Below are 15,705 nucleotides of genomic sequence, written 5' to 3'. Positions count from 1 at the left end.
GGGCCGCACTGCGGCCCCAGCGCCCCCCACGCTGAGAGCCCCTCGTTCACAGATAGGTAGGGTGCCATCCCCATGGCAGCATTCGTCATCCGGCGGCTCGTGGCCTCCGTGTTCGTGCTCCTCGCAGCCACGTTCCTCATGTACAACTTGGTCGCCCTCTCCGGCGACCCGCTCGAAGACCTCCGAGCGAGCAACGCTCCCAACAAAGAGCAGCTCATCGAGTCGCGCATCAAGCTCCTGCGTCTCGACGTCATTCCGCCCCTGCGGTACTTCATCTGGCTCGGCGGCGTCTTCCAGGGCGACCTCGGGCTCACCGTCCAGCAGCGCAGCGTCAACGCCCTTCTCGAGCAGGCGCTCGGCTCGACTCTCCAGCTGGTGACCATCGCCACCGTCGTCGCGATCATCCTGGGCCTCACCGTCGGCATCACCACCGCCCTGCGTCAGTACTCGGGCTACGACTACACGGTGACCTTCATCTCGTTCCTGTTCTTCTCGCTGCCGATCTTCTGGGTCGCCGTGCTGCTCAAGCAGTTCGTGGCCATCGGCTTCAACGACTTCCTCGAAGACTCGCCGCAGCTGCCGGTCTGGTTGATCGCCGTCTTCGCCCTCGCCGCCGGTCTGCTGTGGGCCTCGATCATCCCGGGCGCCCTGCGACGCAAGGTGATCACCTTCGCCGTCGCCGCGGGAGCCACCACGACCATGCTCGTGATCATGAACCTCGTGCAGTGGTTCACCTACCCGGGCCTCACGATCGTGGGCGTCGCCATCATCGGCATCGGGTCGGCGATCGGGCTCACCGCCCTCATCACCGGGCTCAAGAACCGCCGCGCGCTCTATGCATCGCTCGTCGTGGCGGGTGTCGGCCTCGCGCTGTACTTCCCGTTCCAGTTCGGCATCTCGTACTCGATCACCGAGTGGTGGATGCTCGTGGCGCTGGCCATCGCGGCCGTGGGCGTGAGCCTCGCGATCGGCTGGTTCATGGGCGGCGTCGACAAGGGCCCCGTCATGAGAGTGGCCGCCTTCACCGGCTTCATCACGGCCGGCGCGATCGCCCTCGACCGCTTCATGATGGTGTGGGACGACTACGCGAGCTCGGGCCGCATCCGCGGCCGTCCGATCGCGACGATCGGGTCGTCGACCCCCAACCTTGAGGGCTCGCTCTGGGTGCAGGGTGTCGACATCTACACGCACCTGCTGCTGCCGACGCTGGCCCTCATCCTGATCTCGTTCGCGACCTACACGCGATACTCGCGCGCGAGCCTGCTCGAGGTCATGAACCAGGACTACATCCGCACCGCCCGGGCGAAGGGTCTGGCCGAGCGCACGGTCGTCGTGCGTCACGCTTTCCGCAATGCGCTCATCCCCATCGCCACGATCGTCGCGTTCGACATCGGCGGCATCGTCGGCGGTGCCGTCATCACCGAGCGGGTCTTCGGCTGGACAGGAATGGGGGCGCTCTTCCAGAACGGCCTCGACCAAGTCGATCCGAACCCCGTCATGGCCTTCTTCCTCGTCGTCGGCGGGCTCGCGATCCTGTTCAACCTGATCGCCGACCTCGTCTACGCCGCTCTCGACCCACGAATCCGAGTCAACTGATGAGCAACCTCTCCGCACCCGTGCCCTCCGGCGGCATCACCGACGCCGAGAACAACATCGAGAACAAGGAGGTCGAGGGCCTCTCGCAGGGGCAGATCGTGCGCCGGCGGTTCTTCCGCCACAAGGGCGCTGTCATCTCGATGATCACGCTGGCGTTCATCGTCGTGCTCGCCTTCTCGGCCGTCGGTTTCGACTTCTCGGTCTTCGGGGTGCAGATCAAGACCCCCGGCTGGTGGCAGTGGACCTGGACCGAGATCCCCACGGCGCAGAACGGCGGTCAGCCCACTCTGAGCCTCGTTCCCGAGTGGATGGGCGGCGAGGGCATCCGGTTCGGCGACCACCCGTTCGGCCAGGACGAGATCGGCCGTGACATCTTCGCGGTCGTCATGCGCGGAACGCAGCAGTCGATCGTCATCATGATCATCGTCGGCCTCATCGCGACGACCATCGGCACGGTCATCGGCGCCGTCTCGGGCTACTACCGCGGCTGGGTCGACTCGGTGCTCATGCGCTTCACCGACGTCATCATCACCATCCCGCTGATCGTCATCGGCGCCGTGCTCGGCCTGGCGTTCGGCAAGCTCGGCGCCTTCGTGCTGGCGATCATCATCGGGCTGTTCACCTGGACGGGTCTCGCCCGACTGGTGCGCGGAGAGGTGCTGAGCCTGCGCGAGCGCGAGTTCGTCGACGCGGCGCGCGTCGCCGGCGCGAGCGACCGCCGCATCATCTTCAAGCACATCCTGCCGAACGCGATCGGCGTGATCATCGTCAACACGACCCTGCTCATGGCAGCGGCGATCCTGCTCGAGACGGCACTGAGCTTCCTCGGCTACGGGGTGCAGTCGCCCGATACCTCGCTCGGCAAGATCATCAGCGAGAATCAGTCGGCGTTCGCGACCCGACCCTGGCTGTTCTGGTGGCCCGGCGTCTTCATCATCGCGATCGCCCTGTGCATCAACTTCATCGGCGACGGGCTGCGCGACGCGTTCGACCCGCGTCAGAAGCGTCTGCCGAACGCCCGCGCTCTCGCGAAGGGACGCAGCGGCGGGCTCGACCGCGCGTCGGTCGTCGTGACCGGTCGCGGTGCGGGCATGCAGGGTGTGTCGGGCAGTGTCGGCATGCGCGGCTTCGACGCCGACGACCCCCGCCCGCGCGGTGGCGAGAACGACGCGGCTCGCGACCCGAAGAAAGACAGCTAGGTGATGGTTCGGATGCGCCTAGAGCACGAGCCCCAGCAGGCTCAGTGCGACCAGCACGCTCAGCACGGCGATCGTGCGCGTGTTCGGCGTGCGGCGCAGGCTGCCCGGCTCGAGCGGCACGTCGAGCAGACCGTCGTCGCGCAGCTGCTCCCAGTGACGCCGGATCTGGTTCGCGGCGGCACCGCTCTCGCTCGACAGCGTGTCGCCGGGCCGGATCGATCCGGCCAGCCGCGCGGTCTCGCTGACGCGCGTGTCCTCCGGGCCGAGCGTGAACACCGTGTAGCGCCCCGATGCGGGAGCCGCCCAGGCCTCGATGCGTCCGCGCGGGGTATACAGGGTCAGCGCCCACTTGGTGTCGATGCGCTCGATCGCGGGCCAGGGCACATGCCAGGTGCTCAGCGGGTTTCGCACCGTCACCTCGTGCTCGAGAACCTCGACCGCGGGCTTCCAGTAGAGGGCCCAGGTGACCGCCGCGAGCAGCAGCAGCCACCAGCCCGACCGCAGCAGCCCGGCCACGTCGTCGGCCACCACGAAGCCGATCAGAGCACCGAGCGCGATGAGCGCGATGGTGATCGTCAGAACTCGACCGAAGGCGGGGCGGAAGCTCGCGGGCTGGAAGCGCATGCCTCCAGCTTCGCAGAACCCCGCATCCCGACCGCACGGAAGGACCTCCCGTGACCAGCTCCACCTCCACCGCCGTCGAGACCGTTCTGGAGGTCTCGGGCCTCGGCGTCGACTTCTGGGTCGATGGCGAGTTCTACCCCGCTGCCCTCGATCTCGAGTACACCGTCAACCGCGGCGAGGTCTTGGCCATCGTCGGCGAGTCGGGCTCGGGCAAGTCGTCGAGCTCGATGGCGCTGCTCGGCCTGCTGCCGCCGACGGCCCGCGTCTCGGGTTCGATCAAGCTGCTCGGCCGCGAGATCGGCGAGCTCGACAAGCGCGAGCTGCGCAAGGTGCGCGGTCAGCAGATCGCGGTCATCTTCCAGGAGCCGATGACCGCGCTGAACCCCGTGTACACGGTCGGATTCCAGATCGTCGAGACGCTGCGCACGCACTTCGACCTGACGCCCGCGCAGGCGAAGGAGCGCGCCATCGAGCTACTCGAGAAGGTCGACATGCCCGACCCGGCGACGGCCTTCAACAAGTTCCCCCACCAGCTCTCGGGCGGCCAGCGGCAGCGCGCGATGATCGCGCAGGCGATCTCGTGCGATCCCGTGCTGCTCATCGCCGACGAGCCGACGACCGCCCTCGACGTCACCGTGCAGGCCGAGATCCTCGACCTGCTGCGCAGCCTGCGCACCCGTCTCGACAGCGCGATCGTGCTCATCACGCACGACATGGGAGTCGTGGCCGATCTCGCCGACAAGATCATGGTGATGAAAGACGGAGTCGCGGTCGAGCAGGGTACGGCGCTGCAGATCTTCCAGTCGCCCCAGCACCCCTACACCCAGTCGCTGCTCGCCGCCGTGCCCCACCTCGGCATCGACATGAGCGATGACGGCTCGCGGGCGGTCGACCGCCGTGGCGTCGAGCCCGTGCTGTCGTTCACGGATGTCTCGATCGAGTACCCGAAGCGCGGCCGGGTGCCGGCCTTCCTCGCCGCCGATGACATCACGCTCGATGTCTACCCCGGCGAGATCGTCGGCCTCGTGGGCGAGTCGGGTTCGGGCAAGACCACGCTCGGCCGTGCCGCGGTGGGCCTGCTGCCGATCAAGTACGGCCGCCTCGTCTCGGCGGGCATCGATATCTCGAACGCCTCGCTCAAAGAACTCCGCCCGCTGCGCCGGAAGGCCGGAATCGTCTTCCAAGACCCGGGCTCGAGCCTCAACCCGCGCATGCCCATCGGTGAGAGCATCGGCGAGCCGTTGCTGCTGGCCAACGAGGCGAGCGGAAAAGAGCTCGACAAGCGCGTCGAAGAGCTGCTCAGCCAGGTCGAGCTGCCGGCGAGCTACCGCAACCGCTACCCGCACGAGCTCAGCGGTGGTCAGCGTCAGCGGGTCGGTATCGCTCGCGCCTTGGCGCTCACGCCTCAGTTGCTCGTCGCCGACGAGCCGACGAGCGCCCTCGATGTCTCCGTGCAGGCCCGCTTCCTCGACCTGCTTCAGGAGCTGCAGCAGAAGCTGCAGTTCGCCTGCCTGTTCATCAGCCACGACCTCGCGGTGGTCGATATCCTCGCGCACCGGATCGCGGTGATGCACCGGGGTAGACTGGTCGAGCAGGGTTCGCGCGACCAGATTCTGCGCAACCCCCAAGACCCTTACACTCAGCGCCTCATCGCCGCTGTTCCCCTGCCCGATCCTGTGGCGCAGCGGGAGCGTCGAGAGCAGCGCGCAGCCACCAAGGACTGATTCACCATGGCACTCGCCACCCGCACCGACCTGCGCAACGTGGCGATTGTCGCCCACGTCGACCACGGCAAGACCACCCTCGTCGACGCCATGCTGCGTCAGACCGACTCGTTCGCCGCGCATGCCCACCTCGAGGACCGTGCGATGGACTCGAACGACCTCGAGCGCGAGAAGGGCATCACGATCCTCGCCAAGAACACGGCGGTGACGTACAAGGGCAAGCATGCCGACGGCGGCGAGATCACGATCAACGTGATCGACACCCCCGGCCACGCCGACTTCGGCGGAGAGGTCGAGCGCGGCCTGAGCATGGTCGACGGCGTCGTGCTGCTCGTCGACGCGAGCGAGGGCCCGCTGCCGCAGACCCGCTTCGTGCTGCGCAAGGCGCTCGCGGCGAAGCTGCCGGTCATCCTGCTCGTCAACAAGACCGATCGACCGGATGCCCGCATCGAAGCCGTCGAGGAGGAGACCCACGACCTTCTGCTCGGGCTCGCGAGCGACCTGCAAGACGAGGTGCCCGACCTCGACGTCGACGCCATTCTCGACCTCCCGGTGATCTATGCCTCCGGCCGCGCCGGTGCCGCGAGCCGCACCCGGCCCGCCGACGGCAGCCTTCCCGACAACGACGATCTCGAGCCCCTCTTCGAGGCGATCCTGCAGCACATCCCGGCGCCGAGCTACGACGACGAGCACCCGCTGCAGGCGCACGTCACCAACCTCGATGCGAGCCCGTTCCTCGGCCGAATCGCCCTGCTGCGCATCTTCAACGGCACGCTCAAGAAGGGGCAGCAGGTCGCGTGGGTGCGCCATGACGGCACGCACAGCTCGATGCGCATCACCGAGCTGCTGAAGACGCGCGCCCTCGAGCGCTACCCGGCCGAGTCGGCCATGGCGGGCGACATCGTCGCGATCGCCGGCATCGAAGACATCACGATCGGCGAGACCATCGCCGACCTCGACGACATCCGCCCGCTGCCGGCCATCACGGTCGACGAGCCCGCGATCTCGATGACGATCGGCACGAACACCTCGCCGCTCGTCGGCAAGGTGAAGGGCCACAAGCTCACGGCCCGCATGGTGAAAGACCGCCTCGACCGCGAGCTCATCGGCAACGTCTCGATCCGCGTGGTCGACATCGGCCGCCCCGACGCGTGGGAGGTGCAGGGGCGCGGCGAGCTCGCGCTCGCCATCCTCGTCGAGAACATGCGGCGCGAGGGCTTCGAGCTGACCGTCGGCAAGCCTCAGGTGGTCACCAAGACGATCGACGGGAAGCTGCACGAGCCGTTCGAGCACCTCACGATCGATGCTCCTGAGGAGTACCTCGGCGCGATCACGCAGCTTCTCGCGGCCCGTCGCGGCCGCATGGAGGGCATGACGAACCATGGCACCGGCTGGGTGCGCATGGAGTTCATCGTGCCGAGCCGCGGCCTCATCGGCTTCCGCACCGAGTTCCTCACCACGACGCGCGGCACGGGTATTGCGAACGCCATCGCGCACGGCTACGAGCCGTGGGCCGGCTCGATCGTCTCGCGCAACAACGGCTCGATCGTGGCCGATCGCTCGGGCGTCGTCACGAGCAACGCGATGATGGCGCTGCAGGAGCGCATGTCGTTCTTCGTGAAGCCGACCGACGAGGTCTACGAGGGCATGGTCGTGGGCGAGAACTCTCGCGCCGACGACATGGACGTCAACATCACGAAAGAGAAGAAGCTCAACAACATCCGCTCCTCGACCGCGGAAGAGCTCGAGCGCCTCACCCCTCCGCGTCAGCTGACGCTCGAGGAGTGCCTCGAGTTCGCCCGCGAGGACGAGTGCGTCGAGGTGACGCCCGAGATCGTGCGCATCCGCAAGGTCGAGCTCGATCAGACCCTGCGTGCCCGCGCGACCTCGCGTCTGAAGAAGCAGAACGCCTAGGTCCGCAGCGCGCCCCGGGCCCGACCCGTCTGGAGCATCCATGCCCCGTTCGCACCCCCGTCGTGCCGTCGCCGTCGCGGCGCTCTCGATCGCCCTGGTCACCGGCACAGCCGCCTGCAGCACGGGCACTCCGCTCGACAACATCGTCGAGGGGATCGTGCAGCAGGGCGTCGACCAGCTGGTCGGCGGCATCGACGACCAGATCAGGGGCCTCGTCGATGATGTGCTCGGCGGCGTCGAGCTGACGGGCGACGGCCAGGTTCCGACGAGCTTCCCGGTCGAGGTGCCGCTCACCGGCTCGGTGCTCGGCGGAGGCGCTGGACCCGAGGGCTCGGGCTGGGTCGTGCGCACGCAGCTCGACGGCGGCCTCGGCTTCTCGGATGCCGCCGCGGCGCTCGAGCAGGCCGGCTTCGCGGCATCGGGCGTCTCGAGCGACGCGGCCAGCGGGTACGGGGCGTTCTCGAGCGCCGCATATCGCGTCGATCTCTCCGTCGCCACTGACGGTGACGGAGTCGTGACCGCGACCTACGTGGTCACGGCGCGCTGACGCCGCGCTGACGCCGCGCCGTCGGAGGCGCCGTGCAGAAGCGGACGCAGTGCAGTAACGGTGAACGGGGCGGTTAGGCTGATCCCGTGAAGATCGCGCGCTTCAGCACCGGGGGAGACCCGCAGTTCGGCATCCTCGACGACGATGAGCTCGTCGTGCTGTCGGGTGACCCCATGTTCCACGGCTACGACACCACGGGCGAGCGCGTGAAGCTCGCTGATGCCCGCCTGCTCGCGCCGGTCATCCCGCGCTCGAAGGTCGTCTGCATCGGCATGAACTACGCCGCCCACGTGCAGTCGATGCAGTACGAGGTGCCTGAGAACCCGCTCATCTTCCTCAAGCCCAACACCGCTGTCATCGGGCCCGACGAGCCGATCATCATTCCGCCGGTCGAGGGTCGCATCACGCACGAAGGCGAGCTCGTGATCGTCATCGGCGCGGTCGCCAAGCGGGTCAAGAAGGAGAACTGGCGCGACGTCATCTTCGGCTTCACGATCGGCAACGACGTGTCGGCGCGCGATGTCATGTTCGCCGACGGCCAGTGGGCGCGGGCGAAGGGGTACGACACGTTCGCGCCGATCGGCCCCTACATCGAGACCGAGATCGACCCGGTGGGCCTCGAGATCACGACCTTCGTCGACGGCGAGCCGCGGCGCAGCGGCAACACGCGCGACATGATCCACGGCGTGCCCGAGATCATCGAATTCGTGAGTGACGCGTGGACGCTGCTGCCGGGCGACATCATCATGACCGGCACTCCCGACGGGCTCGGCGGGTTCCACGACGGCCAGATGGTCGAGATCCGCATCGACGGCCTCGGAGTGCTGCGCAACCCCGCCAAGAACCGCGACGATCGCGTCGACCCGGCCTGATCGTCGATCAGCCGGCGACGGGAGGATGATGGAGCCATGAGCACCACGCCCTCCCTCGCTCCGGACATCACCGCACCGCTCACCGCTGAGTCGGTCGCCGCGGTGCAGCGGCGCACCCGCACCGTGCTCATGATCGGCCAGGTACTCGCCGGGCTCGGCATGGGAGCGACGCTCTCGATCGGGGCGATCCTCGCCGCTGAGATCTCCGGCTCTCCGGCTTTCAGCGGCATGGCGGCCACCGCGGTCACCCTCGGCGCCGCCCTCGCGGCGATCCCTCTCGCTCGACTGGCGCGACGCACCGGGCGCGCACCCGCCCTCGCCACCGGTGCACTCACCGCCGCAGCCGGGGCCGTGATCGCGATGACCGCGGCGGGGCTGCAGAGCTTTCCGCTGCTGCTCGCGGGCATCCTGCTCATCGGCAGCGGCACGGCCGTCAACCTGCAGTCGCGCTTCGCCGCCGTCGACCTCGCGACCGCCGCGACCCGCGGCCGCGACCTCTCGCTCGTCGTCTGGGCCACGACCGTCGGAGCCGTCTCGGGCCCGAACCTCATCGGGCCGGGCGAGACGCTCGGCGCCTATCTCGGCCTGCCCGACCTCAGCGGGCCCTTCCTCTTCACCGTCCTCGCGCAATCGCTCGCGGCCGCGCTGTACCTCGTCGGGCTGCGCCCCGACCCGCTGCGGGTCGCCGAGGCGTGGCGCCGCGAGCAGGAGCGCGCGGCGCGGGCGGAGGAGGAGCGCTCCGGGGTCGCGGCACCGACCGTCGACGCCGCCGCCGATGACCGGCCGGGCATCCGTCTCGCCATGATCTCGATCGCTCTCAGCCACGCGACGATGGTCGCCGTCATGGCGATGACGCCCGTGCACCTCACCGCGCACGGAGCGAGCCTGGTCATCGTCGGCTTCACGATCAGTCTGCACATCGCCGGCATGTACGCGCTCTCGCCCGTCTTCGGCCTCCTCGCCGACCGGGTCGGCCGCCGCTCGACGGTGCTGCTGGGGCAGGGGATGCTCGCCGCGAGCCTGCTCATGACGGGGTTCGGCTCCGAGAGCGAGGGATGGGTCGTCGCGGGCCTGATCTTCCTGGGGCTCGGCTGGAGCGCGAGCACGGTGGCGGGCTCCGCGCTGCTGACCGAGTCGGCCGCCCCTGATCGCCGCACCATCGTCCAGGGACGCAGCGATCTGGTGATGAGCGGCAGCGGCGCGGTCGGCGGGGCGCTCGCCGGCGTGGTGCTCGCACTGCTGGGCTACAACGGGCTCTCGTTCGTGGCGATGGCGCTCGTCGCGACCGTCGTCGTCGCGCTCGCCGTCACGCCGCGCCGGCAATGAACCCCCTTCGGGGGGAACGATATCGGAGGGGGCGGCCGTACACTGGAGCCATGTCGCGACGGGGATCGCGACTCTGAGTCGTCGTTCCGGGGGGATGACGGCCGGTCGCACCGGGTCCGGGGGGAACCATGAGGGCGCAGTCCATGATCGCCGTCGTCGTCGCGTTCGCACTCATCGCGGCGCCGTCGGGAGCTCAGGCGGCCGAGGCTGACACCGCGGCACCGGGAGGCATCGAGGTCTCGAGCGCGCCGCTGGCTCCGGCCGCAGCCAGCACCTTCGAGACCGAGCGGGCGCTCATCCTGGAGCAGACGAACGCGCTCCGCACGGCCAACGGGCTGCCCCCGCTGCGGCTCAACGCCGCGCTGAGCGAGATCGCTCAAGACTGGTCGACGCAGCAGGCAGGCGCGTCGACGATGTCGCACCGGCCCGACTTCACGGCCATGTACCCGCGCGGCTGGAGTCGCGCGGCGGAGAACGTGGCTGCCGGGTACAGCCCGAGCGCGGTCGTCGGTGCCTGGGCCGCGTCGCCCGGTCACCGCGCGAACATCCTGTCGAGCAACACCGACATCGGTATCGGCATCGCCGCCACCTCGACCGGTCGGCTGTACTACACGCAGAACTTCGGCCGGTACGCATCGGTGCCGCCGGTGCCTCCCGGAGCCGTGTCGAGGCTGGCCGGGGACGACCGCTTCTCGACCTCGGTGCGGATCTCGACCCAGGCCTTCCCCAGCGGCGCGCGGAGCGTCTACATCGCCTCCGGGCTCGACTTCCCGGATGCGCTGAGCGCCGCCGCTCTCGCCGGAGCCGCCGACGGCCCCCTGATCCTCGTGCAGCCGGGCTCGGTTCCCGCCGTGGTGCTCGCCGAGCTCCGTCGGCTCGCCCCTGATCGCATCGTCGTCGCCGGTGGCGCCGGCGTGATCTCCGACGCGGTGCTCGCGACGCTGCGCACCGTGGCGCCGAGCGTCACGCGCGTGTCGGGCATCGACCGCTATGACACCTCGCGCTCCCTGGCGCGCCACGCCTACTCGGTCTCGGGCGCTCCCGTGGTCTACCTGGCGACCGGCGCCGGATTCGCCGACGCGCTCGCCGCCGGACCGGCGGCCGCCGTGAACAACGCACCGGTCGTGCTCGTGCCCGGGTCAGCGGCGGCCGTCGACGGTGCGACGCTCGCGCTCCTGCAGCAGCTGCGGACGGTGCGCATCGTGATCGTCGGCGGCACGGGAGTCGTGAGCGACGGCATCGCCCAATCGCTCGCGGTGGCCGGCTACCAGGTCGAGCGCCTCGCCGGCATCGATCGCTACAGCACGGCGGCGCTCATCGCCTCATCCCACTTCCCGACCTCGCGGAGCAGCTACATCTCGACGGGCACCGGTTTCGCCGACGCCCTCTCGGGCGGGGCTGCGGCGGGCGCGCTCGGGGCGCCCCTGTTCACGTCGCTCGCGACGTGCGTTCCCGGTGCGGCGCACTCCGCGATGATCGCCCAAGACCCCGATCAGCTCGTCCTCCTCGGCGGCTTCGGCGCCCTGCAGCCGGCCGTCGCGGGCTTCTACCGCTGCTGATCGTCGTCGAGCCCGGCGCGCACGGAGGCCGAGCATCCCGCACCGCCTAGACTCGAACGCTGTGACCAGCCCCGCCTTTTCCACCGCGACGGGCGCCGATGTGCGCGTGCGGTTCTGCCCCTCGCCGACCGGTACCCCGCACGTCGGGCTCATCCGCACCGCCCTGTTCAACTGGGCCTACGCGCGCCACACGGGCGGCACGATGGTGTTCCGCATCGAAGACACCGACCAGGCGCGCGACAGCGAGGAGAGCTACCACCAGCTGCTCGATGCCCTGCGCTGGCTCGGCATCGATTGGGACGAAGGCGTCGAGACGGGCGGGCCGCACGCGCCCTACCGCCAGTCGCAGCGCGGTGAGATCTACGCCGGCGTCATCGAGCGGCTGCGTGCAAGCGGCCACCTGTACGAGAGCTTCATGACCGCGGAGGAGATCGAGGCGAAGAACCTCGAGCTCGGGCGCGACCCCAAGCAGGGCTACGACAACTGGGAGCGCGAGCTTACCGACGAGGAGAAGGCCGCCTACCGCGCCGACGGTCGCGAGCCGGCTCTGCGCCTGCGCGTGCCCGACAGCGACCTGAGCTTCACCGACCTCGTGCGCGGCGAGATCACCTTCCCCGCGGGCAGTTTCGTCGACTTCGTCGTCGTGCGCCCGAACGGCCAACCGCTCTACACCTTCGTCAACCCGGTCGATGACGCGCTCATGGGCATCACGCACGTGCTGCGCGGGGAAGACCTGCTGTCGTCGACCCCGCGGCAGATCGCGCTCTATCACGCGCTCATCGAGATCGGCGTGGCGCAGGCGATCCCGCAGTTCGGCCACCTGCCGTACGTCACGGGGGAGGGCAACAAGAAGCTGAGCAAGCGCGACCCCGAGTCGAACCTGTTCCACCACCGCGATCGCGGCTTCATCCGCGAGGGGCTGCTCAACTACCTCTCGCTGCTCGGGTGGTCGCTCGCCCCCGATCGCGACGTCTTCACGATGGACGAGATGACGGCCGCCTTCGACGTCGCGAACGTCAACCCCAACCCTGCGCGGTTCGACGTGAAGAAGGCCGAGGCCATCAACGGCGACCACGTGCGGCGCCTCTCGCTCGACGAGTTCGTCGAGCGGAGCATCCCGTACTGCAGCGGCGCCGGCTTGTTCAACGACGTGCCCCGCCCCAGCGAGCGCGCCTTGCTCGCGGCCGCTGCCCCGCTCGTGCACGAGCGCGTCAGCCTGCTCGGCGAGGTGCCGGGCATGGTCGCCTTCCTGTTCACGGCCGACGATGAGATCGAGATCGAGGCGGATGCTCGCGCCTCGCTCGGCGACGACGCGGCGGCCGTGCTCGACGCGGGCGTCGCCGCGCTCGAGAACCTCGAGCGCTTCGAGCCCGCCGCGATCGAGGAGGCCCTGCGCGTCGCCCTCGTCGACGGGCTCGGCCTCAAGCCCCGCGTCGCCTTCGGCGCGTTGCGCGTCGCCGTGTCGGGGCGTCGGGTCAGCCCGCCGCTGTTCGAGTCGATGGAGCTGCTCGGCCGCGACTCGACGCTCGCGCGTCTGCGGGCGCTGCGCGCCTCGCTCTAGCCCTCGGGAGGGTCAGCGCGGCGCTGCCGGCATGCGCCGCACGTCGGCGACGCGCTCGGCGATCACGATCTGCGCGGGCGGGCGCAGCAGCACCCAGGCCCCGGCCATGACGACGACCGAGGCGGCGAACACGACAGCGCCGAGCCAGCTCTCGCCGTCGTCGACGCCGAGGTACATCGCGTTGAGGTTTCTGCGCGCTCCGGTGAGCAGCACGAGCCCCACGTGCACGACGGTGAACGCCAGGTAGAACCAGAGCACGAGCGAGTGCGTCTGCCGCGCCCAGGCGTCGGAGAGGGGGCCACGATTGCGCATCCACGTGTGCGGCCACACGGGCGACAGCCGTAGCCCGGTGGCGAGGGCGAGCGGCGCGGCCAGGAACACTGTGGCGCCGTAGAACAGCACCTGCAGGGCGTTGTAGTAGGCCCAGCTGTCGTGCCGCGGCCAGTCGAGCGAGAGGTACTGCAGGCCCGCTGAGATCGCATTCGGGATGACCGACCACTCGGTCGGCACGATGCGCGCCCAGTGCCCGCTCACGAGCAGCAGGGTCACGTAGACGAGCCCGGTGCCGATCCAGAGGGTCACGACGACCAGGTGCCACCAGGTGTGGAGCCCCAGTCGTTTCGGCGCGGTCGCGGTGCGCGGCCAGCGGTTGCGACGCGTCACGAACGCGGGCGGTCGGGTGCCCGCGCGCAGGTGCAGCGCCGAACTGACGATGAAGAGCAGGAAGAAGCCGTTGAGGAAGTGCGTCCAGCTGAGCCACGCCGGAAAACCCGTCGGTGTGCCCGGCGGGGGAGCGACGGATCCGGGGTACTGGGCGATGAACGCCGCGCCGGCCGGGTCGTCGCGCCACCAGCGGGCGACGAGCACGGCCGCGGCGAGGGCGAGCAGGGCGGCCACCACGGCGAGGACGAGGCCGCGCGGTCGTCGGCGGGGGCTCGCGTCGTGCACCCCTCTACGCTAGCCCCATGATCGACGAGTTCTCGCGACGACCGGAGTGGGTGCGCTGGCTGCCTGCTGCGGTGCTCAGCGTGATCATCGTGGCCGCGGTGCTCTTCGCCGTCATCGGGGGTCCGCGCCTCGCCGAGGGCCCGGGGCCCGCCGCGACCGATCAGGTCACCGACCTGAACTGGTCGGTCTTCACCGACGAGGGCCTGGCCTACATCGAGTCGGCCCGCACGCCCCGCATCGACCTCAGCTCGCCGCCCGTCGACGCCGTGTCGCTCGGGCTCCCTGCCGATGGCGCGCTCACGGTCGGCCCGCACGTGACCGATCTCGACTACCGGCTCGTGCTCATCGCGACCGATGAGCAGCCGAATGGTGCTCTCTTCACGACGCCGCAGTTCACCGTCTCGACGAGTGGAGGCCGGTTGCAGTCGGTGCGGGTCGACGAGCGCGGCGCCTACGACTTCCGCGAGACGTACCTGCTCGTCGCGCAGCGCTCTGCCGACTACGGTTTCACGGCCCCACCCTCGACGCGGCTGGCGGCCGCGGTCACCGAGGCGCGCGAGGGCGGCGAGCCGGTCGTGGTGCGCTCGAACACCGGTCTCACGACAGGCATGGGGGTCACCGCCGAGATGCTCTGCTTCGGTGCCGGGTTCTGCACGGTGTCGTACGTCGTGACTCCGGCCGTAGGGTAAACTCGCTACTCGGCCCGCTCGCGGGCCACCTCAGCCCGGCTCCGGTCGCGCTGATGGGGTGTGGTGTAATTGGCAACACGGCTGATTCTGGTTCAGTTGTTCTTGGTTCGAGTCCAGGCACCCCAGCTCTTCATGACGTCTGCTCCCGAGCGAGCGTGGTCGCCGCGACGCGGAGCCAGCGCTCCGGCTCGACGACGGCCGCCCCGGTCGACCCGGCCAGCGCGGCGAGCGTGAGCACGCGACCGAGGCAGGAGGCCTCGGCATCCCGGGCCGCGCCCGCGTCCGCCTGGCCGGACACGATCGCGAGCGGCACTCCCGCGGCGGATGCCCGCTCGGCGACGCCGCCCACGACCTTGCCCGCACGGCTCGTCGCGTCGAATCGGCCCTCACCCGTGATGACGAGGTCGGCGCCCTCGAGTGCGGCGTCGAGGCCGGTGAGCGCGGCGATGGTGTCGGCTCCTGACCGGATGCTCGCGCCCCAGTACCGCGCGAACCCCCACGCCGTGCCGCCCGCGGCCCCCGACCCCGGCCGGAGGTGAGCGTCACCGCCCGCGATCGCGGCCGCGCGCGCGAGACCGGATTCGAGCACCGCCACCTGCTCGGCGCTCGCGCCCTTCTGCGGCCCGAAGACCGCGGCCGCGCCGCGCGGGCCTGCGAGTTCGGCGGTCGTGTCGGTGAGCAGTGTCATTCCGCCGGACGGCGCGGCTCGCAGCGGCACAGGGTTGATCGCGGCGAGGTGCTCGAGCGCGCCGCCGCCGTCAGGCAGCGCCCGACTGTCGGCATCGAGCAGCCTCAGCCCGAGCGCGCTCAGGGCCCCGAGTCCGCCGTCGGTCGAGGCCGAGCCGCCGAGCGCGAGGGTGATTCGTTGCGCGCCCCCTTCGAGCGCGGAGACGAGGGCCTCGCCGACGCCGCGGCTCGAGGCGGTGAGCGTCGTCGCCGCGCGGCAGCAGCGTGAGGCCGCAGCACTCGGCGAGCTCGATCACGGCGTGATGGTCGGGCAGCAGCAGCCAGCGGGCGTTGTGCGGCTCGCCGGTCGGCCCGGCGACGCGGGCGCTGCGCCACTGCGCGGCGGGCACCGCCTGCGCGATGGCGTCGAGCGTGCCCTCCCCGCCGTCGGCCTGCGGCACGAGCAGCAGCTCGTCGTCG

At 70.0% G+C, this 15,705-nt stretch carries 12 protein-coding genes, 1 tRNA gene and 1 pseudogene; 11 read left to right on the top strand and 3 right to left on the bottom strand.

Translation table 11 applies throughout. The annotated features are described in order from the left end of the window. Nucleotides 1–72 precede the first annotated feature (72 nt). Entirely contained in the window at nt 73–1,596 is a 1,524-nt protein-coding gene (locus ACTIE9_RS12850) for an ABC transporter permease (RefSeq protein ID WP_439565961.1), read from the top strand. Beyond that, nucleotides 1,596–2,795 carry an ABC transporter permease gene (locus ACTIE9_RS12845; RefSeq protein WP_439565960.1) on the top strand — a complete coding sequence of 400 codons (1,200 nt, stop codon included), beginning with the start codon at nt 1,596–1,598 and terminating at the stop codon, nt 2,793–2,795. Before ACTIE9_RS12850 ends, ACTIE9_RS12845 begins: the two co-directional genes overlap by 1 nt. A gap of 18 nt (nt 2,796–2,813) precedes the next feature. Here ACTIE9_RS12845 and ACTIE9_RS12840 read toward each other — a convergent pair whose 3' ends face one another. Continuing rightward, a complete protein-coding gene (locus ACTIE9_RS12840; protein ID WP_439565959.1) occupies nt 2,814–3,419 on the bottom strand; it encodes a PH domain-containing protein in 606 nt (201 codons plus the stop codon). A gap of 50 nt (nt 3,420–3,469) precedes the next feature. On the opposite strand from ACTIE9_RS12840, the gene ACTIE9_RS12835 reads away from it, so the two are divergent. The 7 genes from ACTIE9_RS12835 (at nt 3,470) to gltX (ending at nt 12,922) form a co-directional block, all read left to right on the top strand. Further along, the gene (locus ACTIE9_RS12835) at nt 3,470–5,143 is read left to right on the top strand and encodes a dipeptide ABC transporter ATP-binding protein (protein ID WP_439565958.1); all 1,674 of its coding nucleotides are present in this window, start codon (nt 3,470–3,472) and stop codon (nt 5,141–5,143) included. Nucleotides 5,144–5,149: 6 nt separating this feature from the next. Then, nucleotides 5,150–7,057 (top strand): translational GTPase TypA, encoded by a 1,908-nt coding sequence (gene typA, locus ACTIE9_RS12830; RefSeq protein WP_439565957.1) that lies wholly within the window; start codon nt 5,150–5,152, stop codon nt 7,055–7,057. Nucleotides 7,058–7,097: 40 nt separating this feature from the next. After that, nucleotides 7,098–7,604, top strand: a complete 507-nt coding sequence (locus ACTIE9_RS12825; protein WP_439565956.1) for a hypothetical protein — start codon at nt 7,098–7,100, stop codon at nt 7,602–7,604. An 86-nt stretch (nt 7,605–7,690) separates the two neighbouring features. Continuing rightward, nucleotides 7,691–8,476 carry a fumarylacetoacetate hydrolase family protein gene (locus ACTIE9_RS12820; protein ID WP_439565955.1) on the top strand — a complete coding sequence of 262 codons (786 nt, stop codon included), beginning with the start codon at nt 7,691–7,693 and terminating at the stop codon, nt 8,474–8,476. 36 nt (nt 8,477–8,512) lie between these two features. Then, nucleotides 8,513–9,802 carry an MFS transporter gene (locus tag ACTIE9_RS12815; RefSeq protein WP_439565954.1) on the top strand — a complete coding sequence of 430 codons (1,290 nt, stop codon included), beginning with the start codon at nt 8,513–8,515 and terminating at the stop codon, nt 9,800–9,802. 143 nt (nt 9,803–9,945) lie between these two features. After that, complete coding sequence (locus ACTIE9_RS12810; protein ID WP_439565953.1) at nt 9,946–11,361, top strand: cell wall-binding repeat-containing protein; 1,416 nt, start codon at nt 9,946–9,948, stop codon at nt 11,359–11,361. 61 nt (nt 11,362–11,422) lie between these two features. After that, the gene (gene gltX, locus ACTIE9_RS12805) at nt 11,423–12,922 is read left to right on the top strand and encodes a glutamate--tRNA ligase (RefSeq protein WP_439565952.1); all 1,500 of its coding nucleotides are present in this window, start codon (nt 11,423–11,425) and stop codon (nt 12,920–12,922) included. Between the two features lie 12 nt (nt 12,923–12,934). Here the strand turns inward: gltX and ACTIE9_RS12800 are convergent, their stop codons facing one another. Continuing rightward, nucleotides 12,935–13,870 (bottom strand): cytochrome b/b6 domain-containing protein, encoded by a 936-nt coding sequence (locus ACTIE9_RS12800; RefSeq protein WP_439565951.1) that lies wholly within the window; start codon nt 13,868–13,870, stop codon nt 12,935–12,937. 17 nt (nt 13,871–13,887) lie between these two features. Here ACTIE9_RS12800 and ACTIE9_RS12795 point away from each other — a divergent pair, with 17 nt between their 5' ends. Continuing rightward, nucleotides 13,888–14,559, top strand: coding sequence for a hypothetical protein (locus ACTIE9_RS12795; protein ID WP_439565950.1), 672 nt, complete (start codon nt 13,888–13,890; stop codon nt 14,557–14,559). 54 nt (nt 14,560–14,613) lie between these two features. Then, nucleotides 14,614–14,685: transfer RNA gene (locus tag ACTIE9_RS12790), tRNA-Gln, on the top strand. 4 nt (nt 14,686–14,689) lie between these two features. On the opposite strand, the pseudogene ACTIE9_RS12785 reads toward ACTIE9_RS12790, so the two are convergent. Further along, a pseudogene (locus tag ACTIE9_RS12785) lies at nt 14,690–15,686 on the bottom strand (glycerate kinase). Nucleotides 15,687–15,705 lie beyond the last annotated feature (19 nt).

This window comes from Microcella sp. (assembly GCF_051860105.1).
Taxonomy (GTDB): domain Bacteria; phylum Actinomycetota; class Actinomycetes; order Actinomycetales; family Microbacteriaceae; genus Microcella.
This window is presented reverse-complemented; position numbering and strand designations above follow the sequence as displayed.